Annotated in this window: 19 protein-coding genes; 13 read left to right on the forward strand and 6 right to left on the reverse strand. The window is 48.4% G+C overall.

Going from position 1 to position 15,919, the window contains the following annotated elements:
• Positions 1–4: 4 nt before the first annotated feature.
• The gene (locus J7438_RS16875; RefSeq protein ID WP_209277477.1) at positions 5–2,023 is read left to right on the forward strand and encodes a DUF748 domain-containing protein; all 2,019 of its coding nucleotides are present in this window, start codon (positions 5–7) and stop codon (positions 2,021–2,023) included.
• Here J7438_RS16875 and J7438_RS16880 read toward each other — a convergent pair.
• The 3 genes from J7438_RS16880 to arsC are packed head-to-tail and all read right to left on the reverse strand — an operon-like array spanning position 2,009 to position 3,137.
• A complete protein-coding gene (locus J7438_RS16880; RefSeq protein ID WP_209277478.1) occupies positions 2,009–2,371 on the reverse strand; it encodes a DUF2069 domain-containing protein in 363 nt (120 codons plus the stop codon). The genes J7438_RS16875 and J7438_RS16880 overlap by 15 nt on opposite strands.
• Before the next feature lie 51 nt (positions 2,372–2,422).
• A complete protein-coding gene (locus J7438_RS16885; protein ID WP_209277479.1) occupies positions 2,423–2,740 on the reverse strand; it encodes an antibiotic biosynthesis monooxygenase in 318 nt (105 codons plus the stop codon).
• A 40-nt stretch (positions 2,741–2,780) separates the two neighbouring features.
• Complete coding sequence (arsC, locus tag J7438_RS16890; RefSeq protein WP_209277511.1) at positions 2,781–3,137, reverse strand: arsenate reductase (glutaredoxin); 357 nt, start codon at positions 3,135–3,137, stop codon at positions 2,781–2,783.
• Positions 3,138–3,296: 159 nt separating this feature from the next.
• On the opposite strand from arsC, the gene J7438_RS16895 reads away from it, so the two are divergent.
• The 5 genes from J7438_RS16895 (at position 3,297) to J7438_RS16915 (ending at position 6,230) form a co-directional block, all read left to right on the forward strand.
• Positions 3,297–3,866 carry a DUF4136 domain-containing protein gene (locus J7438_RS16895; RefSeq protein WP_209277480.1) on the forward strand — a complete coding sequence of 190 codons (570 nt, stop codon included), beginning with the start codon at positions 3,297–3,299 and terminating at the stop codon, positions 3,864–3,866.
• Positions 3,867–3,927: 61 nt separating this feature from the next.
• Positions 3,928–5,163 (forward strand): YihY family inner membrane protein, encoded by a 1,236-nt coding sequence (locus tag J7438_RS16900; protein ID WP_209277481.1) that lies wholly within the window; start codon positions 3,928–3,930, stop codon positions 5,161–5,163.
• Positions 5,164–5,331: 168 nt separating this feature from the next.
• A complete protein-coding gene (locus J7438_RS28390; protein ID WP_353620149.1) occupies positions 5,332–5,439 on the forward strand; it encodes a hypothetical protein in 108 nt (35 codons plus the stop codon).
• 13 nt (positions 5,440–5,452) lie between these two features.
• The gene (locus tag J7438_RS16910; protein WP_209277482.1) at positions 5,453–5,965 is read left to right on the forward strand and encodes a TlpA family protein disulfide reductase; all 513 of its coding nucleotides are present in this window, start codon (positions 5,453–5,455) and stop codon (positions 5,963–5,965) included.
• Complete coding sequence (locus tag J7438_RS16915; RefSeq protein WP_209202666.1) at positions 5,958–6,230, forward strand: acylphosphatase; 273 nt, start codon at positions 5,958–5,960, stop codon at positions 6,228–6,230. The genes J7438_RS16910 and J7438_RS16915 overlap by 8 nt, the downstream gene beginning before the upstream one ends.
• Here J7438_RS16915 and J7438_RS28395 read toward each other — a convergent pair.
• Entirely contained in the window at positions 6,227–6,907 is a 681-nt protein-coding gene (locus J7438_RS28395; protein ID WP_209277483.1) for a lytic transglycosylase domain-containing protein, read from the reverse strand. The two genes, J7438_RS16915 and J7438_RS28395, sit on opposite strands and share 4 nt — an antisense overlap.
• Positions 6,867–8,585 (reverse strand): proline--tRNA ligase, encoded by a 1,719-nt coding sequence (locus J7438_RS16925; protein ID WP_209277512.1) that lies wholly within the window; start codon positions 8,583–8,585, stop codon positions 6,867–6,869. The genes J7438_RS28395 and J7438_RS16925 overlap by 41 nt, the downstream gene beginning before the upstream one ends.
• A 173-nt stretch (positions 8,586–8,758) precedes the next feature.
• Here J7438_RS16925 and J7438_RS16930 point away from each other — a divergent pair, with 173 nt between their 5' ends.
• A complete protein-coding gene (locus J7438_RS16930; protein WP_503003914.1) occupies positions 8,759–9,202 on the forward strand; it encodes an HIT domain-containing protein in 444 nt (147 codons plus the stop codon).
• Positions 9,203–9,329: 127 nt separating this feature from the next.
• Positions 9,330–9,530: a SlyX family protein gene (locus J7438_RS16935; protein ID WP_209202664.1), complete on the forward strand. Its 201-nt coding sequence runs from the start codon at positions 9,330–9,332 to the stop codon at positions 9,528–9,530.
• A gap of 63 nt (positions 9,531–9,593) precedes the next feature.
• On the opposite strand, the gene J7438_RS16940 is transcribed toward J7438_RS16935, so the two are convergent.
• The gene (locus tag J7438_RS16940; protein ID WP_286196658.1) at positions 9,594–9,854 is read right to left on the reverse strand and encodes a cold-shock protein; all 261 of its coding nucleotides are present in this window, start codon (positions 9,852–9,854) and stop codon (positions 9,594–9,596) included.
• Positions 9,855–10,967: 1,113 nt separating this feature from the next.
• Here J7438_RS16940 and J7438_RS16945 point away from each other — a divergent pair.
• From J7438_RS16945 to J7438_RS16965, 5 genes are all read left to right on the forward strand, one after another.
• Positions 10,968–11,309, forward strand: a complete 342-nt coding sequence (locus J7438_RS16945; protein WP_101746367.1) for an HU family DNA-binding protein — start codon at positions 10,968–10,970, stop codon at positions 11,307–11,309.
• Between the two features lie 206 nt (positions 11,310–11,515).
• On the forward strand, positions 11,516–12,838 hold the full coding sequence (locus J7438_RS16950; protein WP_209277484.1) for an OprD family outer membrane porin: 1,323 nt from the start codon (positions 11,516–11,518) through the stop codon (positions 12,836–12,838).
• 406 nt (positions 12,839–13,244) lie between these two features.
• Positions 13,245–13,721, forward strand: coding sequence for a SycD/LcrH family type III secretion system chaperone (locus tag J7438_RS16955; protein ID WP_209277485.1), 477 nt, complete (start codon positions 13,245–13,247; stop codon positions 13,719–13,721).
• Between the two features lie 84 nt (positions 13,722–13,805).
• A complete protein-coding gene (locus tag J7438_RS16960) occupies positions 13,806–15,341 on the forward strand; it encodes a hypothetical protein (RefSeq protein WP_209277486.1) in 1,536 nt (511 codons plus the stop codon).
• Between the two features lie 222 nt (positions 15,342–15,563).
• Entirely contained in the window at positions 15,564–15,836 is a 273-nt protein-coding gene (locus J7438_RS16965) for an FmdB family zinc ribbon protein (RefSeq protein WP_209202659.1), read from the forward strand.
• Positions 15,837–15,919: the final 83 nt, after the last annotated feature.

Here is a 15,919-nt window from a genome sequence, read left to right on the forward strand (position 1 = left end):
GTGGTTGAGAAAGGTTCGTGGTTTTCAGTTTGTTGCGCTTTTGGGGCTGCTTTTTCTGGGTGTTTTTTCTATTTCTGGGTGGTTGTGGTTTGCCCGGGTTTCTGATCGGGTTCTGAACAGCCTGAACCAGCAGACCGGGCAACGCTTGCCCGGTAAAGACATTACTTTTGATCCATGGCAGCGTCGACTGACCGGTAGTGATATTCGGGTGGAAGAGCAAGGGATTCAGTTTACTGCTCAAAAGGTCAGTGTCGTGTTGAACTATCGCCATTGGTGGGGGCCGTGGTTTGGTGAAAACGTTGAATCGTTAAGTGGGATTGAACTGGATAAGGTCAGCATTGCTATTGATCCGGAGTTGATTGCCTTCCCTCTGCCGAAGCACTTTCAAAGGCTGTCCATCAACCGTGGCAGCCTTTCCATCACCGGAATAGATCAGCCACTCTCTTTTGACCAGCTGACGCTGGTGAAAGAAGGGGAGGGCAGAATCAGAATTCATTCAGATAACCGTGATGGTGAGAACTGGAGCTTCTCTGGCGTTTATGAGGTCAGTAAAGGCTTGCTGGATGGTGAGGTGAGGCTGGTCGAACTGCCTTTGTCATCGCTTGTTAAGACTGTTCCCGTTGAAGTATTGGTAACGCTGAATAATGAACTGTCTGCCAGTGACCGTTTTTCAGGGACAGTAAGTGCAACATTGTCACTGTCCTGGGATAAGCTAAGCGGCCTGACCCTGAAGGGCAATGCGGAAGGACAAAGTGGGCAGCTCTTATTGTCAGGAATATCTGCCGATTGGCAGCAGTGGCATCTGAACAACCTGCAATTTCATGGCAATGATCCTGTGCAATCTACGGCAGAACTGGCTATTTCAGGTCTTGACCTGAGAGTGCCAGAAACACTGGCAGGAGAGTTTCCGGTTCAGTTAATGCCAACCTTACCTGTTGTCATTACTTCACTTGCTATTAACGACAGTCGTCTTGAACTGGCAAGCGGCTATTCGCCCTGGATATTTGAAAACATAAACGGAAGCGCAGATGTTATTTCGGGGAAAGAAACAGATTCCCGGATCTATCAGTTCAGTGCTGCACTGGCCAATATTGGGGATGTGCAGTTGAGTGGCCAATTATCCGGCTCTGGTAATGATTATGCATTTCAGCTCAACGATGCTCGACTTTCAGGTCCTTTAAAAAAGTATTCGGCTGTTGTCGGTTATGATATGCAGGGTAGCCAATTTGACTTGAGTTATAACAGTCAAAATCATACGGGTCAGCTTGATATTTCTGACTGGCAGGCAAAAAAGATCGCAAACAGCTTGCCGGTTTCATCCATCCATTTATTAAAAGCCCTGATAACGGATTCATCAGGTAGAGCGGCTATCCCGTTTTCCCTTGAGCCCGGTAAATCGAGATTAACAGAGCGTATCTATCGGGCGGTTGAGCAGCGTGTTATAACCATTGTCCAAACTCCCTTCGACTACCTTTCCCACACCACGGGTCATGCTCTTGAACCTGTGCTCTATCATGAAGCGGGTAAAGCGACATTAACAAAGCGATCACAAAAAAATCTGGTCAGCCTTAAGAAAGCGCTTATCGAGAGACCAGAGTTGAATGTGTTGATTAATGTGGGTGTTTCTGAATCCAGAGATTGGCCAGAACTCTCACGTTATGAACTGGAAAAGGCATTGCTGGAACTGTACGCAGCGACCAGTTCAGTGGAGCCTTCAGAGGTGATCACTATTCCACCCGGGGTGCGGGCATCGCTTGTGGAGCAAATGTATCTGGCTACCCGACGTCACCAGAAAATTCCTGAAGTGGGTGAGCAACCACCCGGGCAGAGGGTTCAGGAAGCCGAAAGCTGGTTACTGAAAAACTGGCCAAAGACGCCTGATCAACTGGAGAGCTTGCAAAAGGCCAGATACGACTACCTGAAAAGTGAAACTGGCACGGCGTCCGGGCATATTGAGTTGCAGTTATCATCAGGCCCGGACCGAAAAGGGGGCGAGCCTGTGTCGGTACTAACTCTCCACTAACCTGTTCGCCTGAGCCTGCCAGCGCACAAACATCATAGAAGTAATAAATAACAGTACGCTGAATCCGGTGATCAGCCAGCCCTGGGGTTGTTCCGGCCTGAACCAGGCATCAAGAACGCCACTGATAAAATAAAAGCAAAGGATAAAACAGAGCCAGGAGGCTGCTCTCAGGCCACGCTTCAAAAGGCCGGGAAGTGGCAACAGCAGTGGCAGTATCTGCAGGGCGGAGATACCAAAGATCGAACCCTGTGGCGGATTCAACCAACAGGTTTCTGCCAGCAGAGAGAGAATCAGGCCAGCATAGAGTGCCAGGCAGACTTGATAGATTTGGTTAGCTTTTTGCTGCATTGTTCTTGGTGTACAACTCTGGTTAAGGGGCCGATGGGAAAGTGATCAAGCTTATGTTGCTGGAGATGCCTGCAAATAGTCATCACTCACTTCCAGCTGGTATACGGTCTTTAATTGAACAAGACAATATTTCATTCTTTGGCGAGCCTGAAGATATAGAGCATCGGTCAGCTCATGATCCTTTTCCCATTGTTGGCGATCTGGCCATTGAGCATAACCGACCAGAATGTTTGGGTTATCTGAAGTGTGTAGTCTTGAGCCAAAGCTGCCGCAATTCTGGTAGACGGCTTTTGTCACTTCCAGCCATGCTTTGCGAAACTCAGTCTCTGTACCTTCTTTAATCTCAAATTCATAAACCGCTATGAACATGCCTGTGTCCTATCGCCAAGTATAACTGTTATTCTTTTGGCTATCTGTCAAGAATCTCAAGCACGGACTCAGGGGGGCGGCCAATTCTGGCTTTTTCGCCATTGACCACAATGGGGCGCTCAATCAACCTGGGAAACTCGCACATAACGTTGATCAGTTGCTCTTCCGTCAGGGATGGATCTTTGAGGTTATTATCCTTGAACTCCTGTTCTCCTTTACGAAGCAGATCCCGGGCATTGATGCCAAGTTTGCCCAGAATGGCTCTCAGCTGATCTGCATCCGGTGGGGTTTCCAGGTACAGTACCACCACAGGACTGATTCCCTGCTCTTCCAGAATGCTCAGGGTTTGACGGGATTTTGAACAGCGTGGATTGTGAAAAATAGTAATGCCCATGATGACCTTGCCTAGTGTATGTCACAGAACTATGGATATTTTCCGCAAAGCCTACCAATCTCTATGGATGCTCTGCAAATCATTTGTAATAGATGTCGGATGTATAGTCATGAAGTGGCATGATGCTACTACCCATGCGGTGCTGGACCTGAGGGAGAGATTATGTCTGTGATAAGAAAACTATCTGGCAGTATCATGGTGCTTCTGACCGTGATTTTGGCAGGGTGTGCATCCCAAAGCGTAGATTGGGACTATGATACTGAGCGTTCCCTGACAGGAATGAAGGCTTATCGCTGGATTGAGCCAAATCAGGAGTCCCAAAAGCTGGGATATCATTTTGAAGCCCTGATGGATCAGCGTGTTCACAATGCGGTGGATGGTGTACTGGCGGCTCGAGGGTTTCAACGGGTTGACTCAGATAAGGCCGCTGTCGATTTTCTGGTCAATTATATTGCCAGCCAGAAAACCCGCAGGGAAGAACGACAGGTGACCACTTCTTTCGGTTATGGTTTCAGCCCCTGGGGGCTCGGTGTCAGTACTGACAGCCGTGTACAGGAATATGAAGAAGGATCTCTGATTATTGATATTATTGACCCGGAGACCAGGCAGGTGGTCTGGCGTGGGCGCTCCGTGGGCAGAATTCAGGAAGGGCTTTCACCGGAACAGCGAACTGCAAGAATTAACGAGGCAGTGGCAAACATTCTGGAAGGGTTTCCAAGGCCGAAAAAGTAAACCTGTCTCTTTCAGCCTCTGAATTCGGTACACTTACCTCTTGTTTGACAGGGAGTTCATCATGGCACCGGTACTGCAATTCTGGTCATCCTTCCAGAGTTTTTTCACGACGGTTATTAAACGCTTTCTGGATAACCGCTGCATTGAAAATGCAGCGGCACTGACCTACACGACGCTGTTCGCCGTGGTGCCACTGATGACGGTCACCTACAGTATCCTGTCAGCGGTGCCCAGTCTTCAGGATGTTGGAGACACCATTCAGAACTTTATCTTTACCAGTTTTGTGCCTTCGACGGGGGAGATGGTTCAATCTTATCTGAACGATTTTTCCCAACAGGCAAGAAAATTAACCAGTATTGGTATTGCTTTCCTGCTGGTCACTTCTTTTCTAATGCTGAGAACCATTGATAAGGCATTGAATACTATCTGGCAGGTAGCGCATGTGCGCCGTGGCATGACCGGTTTCTTGCTGTACTGGGCCATCCTCAGCCTGGGGCCTGTGCTATTGAGTGCCGGGTTTCTTACGACTTCTTATCTGGCATCTTTCAAACTGGTTTCTCATACCACGGCCATGCTGGGCGCAGAGCAGTGGCTTTTGCGCCTTATGCCTGTTGTTCTCAGTACATTGGTTCTTACCCTGCTGTATACGGCGGTGCCCAACAGAAAGGTGCCGGTTCGTCATGCGCTGGCCGGTGCGGTTTTTGTTGCCATTCTGGTTGAACTGGCCAAGGCTGGCTTTACCTTATTTATTACTTTGTCGCCTACCTATCAGCTGATTTACGGTGCTTTTGCCGCTGTGCCTCTGTTTCTGCTCTGGGTGTATCTGAGCTGGCTGATGGTGCTGTTTGGTGCCGTGCTGGTTCGATCACTGGATCTTTATGGCAAACAGACCGGTAGTGAGCGGCCACACCCGTTAATCTCGATTTTATTAATCCTTAAGCAGTTGCAGGAGCAGTTTGAGCAGGGGCGGGGGTTGCATTACAGCGATGTGCGCAAACGTGATCTTCCGGTTTCTCTTGATGATTGGGAGAGTCATACCGCCCGACTGATGGCAATGGGGTTGATCAGCAAGAGCGATGACGGCGAATGGCTCCTTGCCAGGGATCTCAGACACATCAGTCTGTTTACTTTCTGTGAGCAGTTGCCCTGGCCGATGCCTCAGGATGAGCAGCTCCGGAATATTCTTATTGCTGATGATCCGAACTGGTTATCGGACTTGATTCAGAGGTTGCAGACAGTAAACAGTGCCCGCCTGGAAGCGCTGGATTGTTCGCTGGATCAATTACTGTCTAAATAGCGGGTATTGCTCTTGCCGGGCCTGATCTGAACAATCATTCATGGATCATCGTGGCTTGTGGTTCCCTGAGTCGGGCAGGGCTGCCTTTGGTCACCTTGATCAGGTGCGGTCTGTGGCTAATACTGAAGTGCGTGTAAGCCAGGGCTCCATGGAGCCCGGCGGATTGGCGTGGTTCTGGCTACTGCCGGGTCCGCTGATCTGGCTCGTGATACGGCCAGGGCGTTGGCAGGTAAAGCACAAATGAAGTGTGAATTAAACAGGGGCTGCATGACATAGTGCAGACTGCCCGATGAATGTTTTTCTGGAGGTATTCGTGAGGATAAAAAGAACATTGGAATGTTTTCTGGTGGTACTGTTGGGGGCTCTTGTGGCCTGTAGCAAACCAGTGACTTTTATGGATTTAAACGGGGATCCTGTTTCCCTTGCCAGTGATAATGATCAGTGGCTCGCGTTGAATTTCTGGGCAGAATGGTGTGACCCTTGCCGGGAGGAGATTCCTGAGCTGAATGAGCTGGCCAATGATGGTCAGGTAAGAGTGCTGGGCGTTGATTTTGACAGCAGTCAGGGGGATTCGCTAATCAATAAGGCAAAAGCACTGGATATCCGCTTTCCGGTACTTCAGGAGTCACCAATGACAGCGTTGAACGAGCCTCCTCCCCAAGTGTTACCCGCTACTTATATTATTTCACCGGAAGGCAAGGTGGTGACCAAACTGTTTGGACCACAGACCAGGAAAAGCCTTGAAGAGCAGATTAATAAGTTGAGTAAACACCAATTACAGGAAACCTCGTCCAATGGCTGATGTATGCAAAAGAGCCTTTGTTGAAGGCAGGGTGCAGGGTGTCTGGTTTCGGGGCTCAACCCAGGAGCGAGCCCGTCGTCTGGGCATCGGTGGCTGGGCAAGAAATCTGCCGGATGGCCGGGTTGAAGTGTTGATGTGTGGCTCAGAAGAAGCCGTTGCGAAGCTGGAGGAATGGCTTCATAGAGGACCGCCTCTGGCCAGGGTAGTTAATATTTCCATTGCCGAAGAGTCGCTGCAGGCGTTTGACTCGTTTACCACCGGTTAATTTACAACCCAGTGACGTTCCCAGTTGGTCAATACGCGCTCCGGATACCAGGTTTTGCCCAGGCTGCCATTATACCGGGCCAGAGCCCTGGTCAGATTGCCGTTCTCCTTCTCAAGGTAATAACTGAGAATGGTGCAGCCATAGCGCAGGTTGGTCTGGATGGTGATGAGGTTGTCCTTATCCCGGCCAATAACATTCTTCCAGAACGGCATAATCTGCATTAAACCCAGGGCACCAGCCGAAGACACAGCATACTGGTCAAAGGCAGACTCGGTATGAATCAGTGCCAGCACCAGCTCCGGTTGTAAATCTACTTTGGATGCTTCGAAGTGAATCATCCTGAGCACCTTGAGCCGAAGGTCCGGGTCTTTAATAAACCGGGCCAGACGGGCAGACATATCAACCAGCCAGACCTCGGCGTCAAAATGATCGTCAAAGCTGCTGGGTTGATCCAGTGAACGTGACAGTACTTCCTGTAAAATCGGATCGTGCCATTCCGCCTGACTGGCTGCTGGCATGACAAGAGCCATGACAAGGACGGCCACAACCCCCAAAGCCCGGAATAGGGCTTTGGGGTTGGCAGTTTTCAGCAAGCTACTTATAGCGGGTAAAAGGCTGTCAGCAGATAAAGTACCGTTAGCGTTTTGTGCGTTCTTTAAGCAGTTCGATAATTTCACTGAGCTTAATATCTTCTTTATCGTTTGCAGTCCGGTGCTTGTATTCCACCATGCCATCGGCCAGGCCCCGGTCACTCAGTACCACACGGTGTGGAATACCGATAAGCTCCATATCGGCAAACTTAACTCCGGGGCTGGCTTTTCTGTCGTCCATCAGCACTTCAAAGCCTGCTGTGGTCAGTTCCTGGTAAAGTTTTTCGGCCGCTTCACGGACTGCTTCGGATTTTTCGATCTTCAGAGGAACCAGGGCGATCTGGAAAGGTGCGATGGCTTCCGGCCAGATAATGCCGCGGTCATCGTAGTTCTGCTCAATGGCGGCGGCGGCGGTTCTGGATACACCGATGCCATAGCAGCCCATGGCCAGGGGAATGCTTTTGCCATTTTCACTGAGAACCGTGGCGTTCATGGATTCACTGTATTTGGTTCCCAGCTGGAAAATATGGCCAACTTCGATACCACGCTTGATAAACAGCTGTCCTTTACCGCAGGGGCTTGGGTCACCTTCCTGAATATTGCGCAGGTCTTCAACGCGGTTGAAGGTGCAGTCACGCTCCCAGTTGATGCCGAAGTAGTGCTTGCCTTCGATATTGGCACCGGCACCAAAGTTGGCCATTTTCGCTACGGTTCGATCAACAATCACCGGGATTGGGCAGTTAACCGGACCAAGTGAACCAGGGCTGGCACCCATGATGTTTTTAACTTCTTCTTCGGTGGCAAAGCGCAGTGGAGAAGCAACATCCGCAAGGTTTTCAGCCTTGACTTCGTTAAGCTCGTGATCACCACGGATCAACAGGGCAATGAACTCACTGTCAGCGTCTTCTGCAGCCGCAACAATCAGGGTCTTGATGGTTTTTTCAACAGGCAGGTTGAACTGTTCTACCAGCTGATCGATGGTCCGGGCATCCGGAGTGTCCACCAGTGTCATCGCTTCAGAGGGGGCAGGGCGGTCACCAGCAGGGGCAATGGCTTCTGCTTTCTCAATGTTGGCTGCGTAGTCGCTCTGGTCACTGAATACGATGGCGTCTTCACCGGACTCGGCCAGTACATGGAACTCCTGGGAACCACTGCCACCAATGGCACCACTGTCGGCCTGCACTGCACGGTATTCCAGACCCAGGCGGTCAAAGATACGGCAGTAGGTCACGTGCATATTCTGATACTCTCCCTGCAGACACGCTTCAGTTGCATGGAATGAATAGGCGTCTTTCATCAGGAATTCGCGGCCACGCATCAGGCCGAAACGTGGGCGACGCTCGTCACGGAATTTGGTCTGGATCTGGTACAGGTTGATCGGCAGCTGCTTATAGCTGTTCAACTCGTTACGGGCAATGTCGGTAATGACTTCTTCATGGGTTGGGCCAATCACAAAATCACGACCGTGGCGATCCTGAAAGCGCAGCAGTTCAGCGCCAAATTGATCCCAGCGACCGGTTTCCTGCCACAGTTCTGCTGGTTGAACGGCGGGCATCAGGGTTTCCAATGCGCCGGAGCGGTTCATCTCTTCACGGACAATGTTCTCTACTTTCTGCAGAACTCTAAGACCCAGGGGCAGCCAGGTATAGAGGCCGGATGCCAGTTTACGGATCATACCGGCACGCAACATCAGCTGGTGGCTGATGACCACGGCATCGGCAGGCGTCTCCTTTAGGGTTGGAATCAGATACTGACTGGTTCTCATGTGCTCATTTACCAGGCTGTTCAAAAAAAGGCTTGTCAAAATTTGACGTCAATTAATGCGCCATTTTAAGGCCAATCGGTTATTATACCAACCGCTGTTGCAAAATCCCCTGTTGTTGATTGGTTGTTCTGAAAAATTCCTTCTCTATTCTTATTCTCTGGATGGGCCGTGCCGTGAGTAGCTTTGAACTGGATCCCCAGCTGGCAAGAGACTGTGTGGTTATTGGTGATTTTCCTGTTTGTCGCCTTTTGCTAATGAACGATAGCCAGTATCCCTGGTTTATCCTGGTTCCCCGTATCCAGGGGGTAGAAGAGATTTATCAGTTGGATGAGGCGGCCCAGCAACAGCTGCTTTTTGAATCCTCATATCTGGCGGAAATGCTGCAGGTGCTTTTCTGTGCAGACAAGATGAATGTGGCCGCGCTGGGTAACGTGGTTCGACAGCTGCATGTGCATCATGTTGTCCGTTTCACGGCTGATGCTGCCTGGCCAGCGCCGGTCTGGGGCAGGCATCCAGCCCGACCTTATACGGATGAACAGCTCTCAGAGGTGATGCAAAAGCTGAAGAGGGGCATTACCGATATGTCTTCTTTCCAATGGGCTCAAACTGACAGGTAAGGTAAATTTGGAAGGCTGAAGCTCAAGGAGTAGACTGCGCACATTAATCTACTTCCAGTTGCTTGTAACTGATCTTTTTATGATGACTGGAAGTGATTTGGCTGGCTGCCTGTGGGAGTAACAAACGATGCAAGATGAACTGCTTGAGCTGCAAACCCAGTTGAGTTTTCAGGAAGATACGATTGCTCAATTGAATGAAGTGGTGACCCGGCAGCAGAAAGATATTGACCGGTTGACAGAAGCCATGGCGCAACTGAAAAAGCAATTTGAAGAGATGGTGGCTGAACAGTTGGAAAGCCAGGAAGAGTTACCTCCTCCCCACTATTGATGATTAGACGGCTCTGGATTCTTCTGGCCGGAATAACGCTTGCCAGCCAGAAGACCGGAATGCCTATCTTCCTTTTGGTGCGGCAATAACATCTTCCGCCTGAAGACCTTTGTCCCTTTCAACCACAATAAACTCAACCCGCTGTCCTTCACTCAGGGTTCGGTGTCCTTCACCACGTATGGCTCGATAATGGACAAAGACATCTTCACCCATATCACGGGTAATAAAGCCAAACCCTTTAGTGATATTGAACCATTTGACCGAGCCGGTTTCCCGTCCGGAGTCATCAAGCGGTTCAGCCGATGAGCCGGAACTGCCGGGCAGGTTGGCGATAACATGAAACAGGGTGCCGGTGCTGACTGAAAACAGCGTAATCTGGTCGAGAGTCACTCCAGAGATCATCAGGGTGTTGTTATAGGCGAAACCAACCGCTGCGCAGAGCGCTGAAAACAGCAGGATGGACCCGGCTATCTGCAGCCACCGTTGGAAGCCATTGCGCATGCTCAGGTAGGCTCCTGTCATTAAATTTAATGAAGCGGCCATCAGTAATAGTGCAACCACCGGGTTGGTTGGGTTGGCAGCGGCTGTTGACGGTTGGTAGAGGTTGGTCATGATGGCAATGACGAAAAAAAATGCCAGCAGGCCGGTTAAAAGATGAACTGTTTTTAAATGTTTCAAGGCATGTTCCCTTAATTTGTTATCAGTATCAGTTGAAAACATCGAGCCCTTCTACGCGTAAGCTTTTCAGAACCGCAAGCCATCCGTGAAAACAGAGTCTGGTGAAAAGCTGTCGTGCATTTTTAATCATGACCAGACAACATTGAGCCCGACAAACACATTGTGCAACTTATTATGATGGAACACATGGTTTCCCATATCAGTGTTAATGTACCTTTATGATGTTTATTTCTCAAATATTGACAGGCCTGCCTGACATTTAACATGAATCGGGACACTTCACGGACGGTGCAGGCAGGCGGGAAAGACCCTGTAAACAGCGCTATGGGCTTTCTGGTCGGTTGTTGGAAGGTTGGATTGACTCTGTTATTTGGGTGTGAATCTTTTGGTAAAAAATGCTCGACGTGGAAAAATACCGATATTATAGTGGTATTCAGTACCTTGAAAATCTACTGCTGCCGCCTTCTATTAAGCATAGTGTTCGTAATGATGTAGAAATGTTTAGAGGTTGTTAATAGATAACGTTGTACTCATGGAGTGATAAGGCAACTCTGGTAATGTCTTATTGAGAAAGGGAGGTACCAAATCCGCCTGGTGCTGTGGCAGATAATGCAGTCGCTGATGCCTGCCGTTAGCTGTTAAAAGCAGATCGCTTTAATCAGATAACAGTAGAAACATTAGCAAGCGCTCAATGCCCTCTTTAAAAGGGAAAGCCTAAAGGAAAGGCTTAAAAGGAATTTTCATCAGGAGAGTACGACTATGGCTGGGAAAAAAGCACCCGCAATCAAGGAAAAATACAGCAAAACCCAGATGCTGGCAGAAATTGCAGAAAATACCGGGCTTAGCAGAAAGCAGGTCAGTGCGGTAATGGATGAGCTGAGTGAACTGGTTGAGCGCCATATTAAAAAACGGGGGTGTGGTGAATTTACCTTGCCCGGTCTGTTAAAAATCGTGACCAAGAAAAAACCGGCGCAAAAAGCCAAAAAAGGTGTGCCAAACCCTTTCAAACCCGGCGAATTAATGGATGTGCCAGCCAAGCCTGCTTCTATTCAGGTGAAGGTAAGGCCATTGAAGAAGCTGAAGGAGTTTGCAGCATCTTAGGCAGTTTATAGGTAAAAGCTCATAAGAGCTGCAAAACCAAAGGAGCTTACCGGCTCCTTTTTTTATGGTTGCAATTTGATCAGGGTTGTAGAAAAATGATTTCTCGTTGCGAACAGGACGTATATCACCAAGGGGAACTGCTTATGTCAGTTGGTGGTAGTCGCAATAATAAACACAACACAAAGTACTCAGGGAGCATTCTGATTATGAAAACCCTCGCTAAAAGCGCACTGGGTGTAGCTGTTGCTACAGCTGTCGCCGCTACCTCTGTTCAGGCTTCTGAAGCAGTGACTATGGATCCGAGTCTGACGTTTACTTATAAGAACTACTACTGGAAAGAAAAAGCCAAAGATGATCGTGGCTATGATCGTAATGAATGGTCTCATGGTTTGGTAGCTGACTTTGACAGTGGTTATGTTAATGGTTTGGTTGGTGCGGTTGTTACCGCAGGTTATGCTGGTCCTTTGAAAATTAAAGAAGGACTTAACTATTCTGCTTCAAACGTTGCTGGCTCATATATAGATGCTGATATGGATGGAGATGATGACACATTAGTTGATTCTCACTCTATTTCAGGTTTTCAACAGGCTTACTTGAAAGCGAAGCATACTTTCAGTGGTGTCGATCTGGCGGGTACGGTCGGTGTTAAAAAGCGTAGTACAGAAACCTATGCTGACTCTGGCTCCCGTATCTTGGGTGCAAGTTCTACAGGTTACGATCTTTCTATTGGTTTTGAAGGCGCTGATCTGTATTTTACTGAAATTACTGGTTTTAGTGAGCGTAATGATTCTTCCTTCAGCAATGATCTGAGTGATGGAAATAACAACAAAGTTGATAATGTTCGAATCTTTGGTGGTAACTACAGCTATGAAGGTTTGGATCTTGTTGCTGAGTATGGCGAATCTAAAGAACTGATCAAGCAGCTCTTCCTGAAAGCAGGTTATAGCTTTGAGCTTGATGATATGAGCTCTGTAGATCTGGATGTTCGTTACGGTAAATCAAAAGCTAATGGCGATTTGGCTGATAATGAGCCTGAAATTGGGTCTGACTACAAAGCAAAGTATTACAACCTGAATGCTACTTATAATTATGGCAACGCTTACGTAGGTGTCGGCTACAACAAGACCAAAGATGGAGATTTCATTGACCAGTACGTAGACGGTAATAATGATAACTTCAACTCCAGCCTTGCTCAGTGGGAAGACTACTCTCTGGCAGGTGAAAAAGCTTACGTTGTTAGCGGGGGCTATAACTTTGCTGATCAGGGGCTTGCAGGCCTGAGCTTGGATGTCTGGTATGCCAAAGGGGATGATGCTAAAGAGATTAATGACTTCAAACGTCGTGAGTACGGTAGTTATATCTCTTATGCCTTTGATGGTTCTCTTGAGGGCTTGTCTCTTGCATGGTTGTACGTTAACTACCGCGCAGATGGAAGCGTAGATTCTCCTGCTGATGATTTCAGGCTGGGTACTTTGTATGACGAAGACATTAACCGTCTCTACCTGACTTACTCTGTCGCTGCATTTTAAGCAGTTAACTGCTTAAGTTGAAAAAAAGAGGGCAAATGCCCTCTTTTTTTGCTTAAAAATTAGTGAATCAATATTCCAGATGCCTTGTAATCAGAGTAGGTCAGTGCATACAAGTCTTTTATTATCTGAATTGCTTATTCCGGTGATAGCTTTATCAATGAGTTATTGTATGTTCTGAGGCCTCAGTCCATCTGTAAGTATCCACAAATTCCGTACGATTGATTTTTAATTCAGGTGCTGAGTGAAAAAAAGGTAGCACGGAATTTTATATAAACATTTGATTTGTAAAGTGATTGTGTCAGTTTTCAGCCTTGCTACCACTAATGATAAATAGGTATAAATATAAACTGGTTATAATGGAATAATACCTTACACAAATTTATCAGGGATGAGGCTTTTGAGGGTTATGGATAATAAGGCTGATCAGCCGTCCTCAGCGTCACTTTGGCTCGCTTATCTGGCTAAAGGTGGCACCATGAAAGAACTTCGCAATTTAGACCAATGTCAGCTTGATGCTATCTACAGGGTGGCTTTTGCCCAGTTTAATTCCGGGCATTATACCGATGCATTAAAGGTTTTCCGACATCTTTGTCTGCTTGATCATACCAGCTATTCCTATTTTCTTGGCCTGGGTTTGTCTCAGTATGAGCTTTCCCTTTTTGCCCAGGCTGCGGCAACGCTGGCTCATGGGGCAAAGCTTGATCAGAAGGATCCAAGGGCTTCTCTGATGATGGCTAAATGCTTTATTGAGATTGAGCGCTGGTCTCTGGCTCAGAAAGCCTTATCTGAGGCGGTGATAAGAGCAAGCCAGTCTGCCCGTTGGAAAGATGAGCTTCAGCAGGCGAAAAAATTGACCAGTTTTGTTCGTGGCAAATTGCAGTGAAGGTGTTTCAGGGATTGTTTGTTGTCCGGTAACGAATACCGGGCAGGGTGATTTTCAGGCGTCAGGGTCAGGGAGGGCGTTATTATGTCGAACACAGTTGGAGAACCGGGTGGTGTACAAACAGGAATAACGCCTGCTCCGGGCACACCGGGCAATGTTTCAGCAAATCCCGGGAATGGGGTAAGTAGTGGCTACAGTCCAGCAAATTCTGTCTCACAATCTGCCAGTTCCGGTCCGGACGGAAGTCAGGCGGGTGTCCATCTGAATGCTCCGTTAAATAGTGGCAGCAACGGTGTTGACTATCTGGCAAAATCCTTGCAGTCAAGGCTTGATTCGTTTCGTGCCATGATTGCCCAGAATAATGCCCTGACTCCTGGGGAGCTTGATCTTTCTGATACCCAGAACCTGCTGTTGTCCTTAAGAGGTGCGATTAATGACATTAAGGTACTTAATAGTGTGACAACCATTGAAATACGGGCTGCGGATCGACAGGCACAAGTCTCTCTTTCATCAGACATTAGTGCAATGAGAAAAACGATTGAGTCTACGCAGCATTCGATCAACAGCAAACGGGCAGAACGGGACAGGGCTCCTGATCATCAGAAGCCAGCGCTGGATGCTGAAATAGAAGTATTAAAAGGGAAGAAAATGGCCGCAGAGGTGCGACTGAATGCAAAACAGGCGCTGCTTTCGAGTTCTGATGATAATGCGGCCAGGGACCTGTCGGTCCCCCTGGTGAAGGCTATCAGTCCGGAATCTCTGGAATCCGGTGAAGAGCAGCTGGATGAACTTAAACATGAATTAAAAGTATTAGAAAAGCGTTTTGACAGTGACGAGGTTCGCTCCAGGCTGACCAGTCTTATTGCTGCTGACTATGACAGGGAGATCCTTCGGGTATCGGATCGTGACATTGAAAGTCGTCAGCCCCGGGGAGGAAAAGGCTCTCCTGAGGCATTGAAATCGCTGGTAAGCCCGGAGGTAGTTAATAGCCTGTTCAGTTTCTTTTCGGCTCGTGACACCTCTGCGCTGGACTCTGTGCGCAATCAGGCCGCTCCATCTGAGCAACAGTTAGCTGATGCGGCTGAAGGTCTGGCTCTGGTGCTGCGTGCAGAGCCTCCCGTGACAGCCCGTGAAAAAAATACCATCAATCGGTCATATCCTGGCGATAGTGCCAGTATTGAGGATGCCGATAATTCACAGGCTCCAATGCTGCGTGCAGAGCCACCAGTAACGGGCAATGATAAAAAGGGAACTGATCAGCCAAATCCTGACAATAGTCTTGAAAGCACTAAAAATGCACAGTCTCCGATACCCCCGGCAGAGCCACCAGTGACAGCCAGTGAAGAAAATCCCGTCGATCAGCCATATCTTGGCGACAGTCTCAGTCTTGAAGGGGCTAATAATCCACAGGCATTTACAATGCTCCTGTTAAAAGAGCGAATGGCGGATATGCAAGAGGCACTGGAAAAGAGATCGAATGGGGACATGGTTGATTCTGTTGGGACCAATCAACTTGCCCAGCTGCTTGAAGCAGAGCGAGAAGTCGAGACCATGGTTATCGAGGCGATCAGGGATCAGGAACGCTATGAGGCGGATATGCTCAAATCTCATCCGGTTTAAGAGGCAATATCGACGATAGACCAAAAAAGGATTCGGTGTTGTTCGTTCTATTTGATAAGCCGTACTGGTAACCAGTGCGGCTTTTTTTGTCTGGCAACGGCTGACTCTGCCGGTCTTTGGGGTATAATGGCCGTTTTTCTGCGAATCAGTAAACGTAAGCGCCCAAGTCAATGCGATATCCATGGTGCTTACTGTTGTAAGTAAAAGGGTAGGCTAGCGTCAATGCCGATCTATGAGTATCAGTGTGAGCAATGCTCCGAAGTGACTGAAGCGATTCAAAAATTCAGTGATGCACCGTTGAGTGATTGCCCTGTCTGTGGTCAGGCTGCACTGAAGAAGCTGTTAAGCGCACCGGCCTTCAGGCTGAAAGGTGGCGGTTGGTATGAAACCGACTTCAAAGGAGGCAGTAAGAAAAACCTGTCTTCCAGTGATAACCACTGTCCTGGCAAAGACAGCAAGAGTAGTTGTGCCGGTTGCCCTGCAACCAGTCAATAAAAGAGTTGCCCGGCAACCAGTGATTGATCCAAATCCTTTCAGCCCGGCTGTAGGGATGAAATCCAGTTGAATTCCTGATTTGA

It is taken from the genome of Thalassotalea sp. G20_0 (genome assembly GCF_017744175.1).
Lineage (GTDB): Bacteria > Pseudomonadota > Gammaproteobacteria > Pseudomonadales > Endozoicomonadaceae > Endozoicomonas.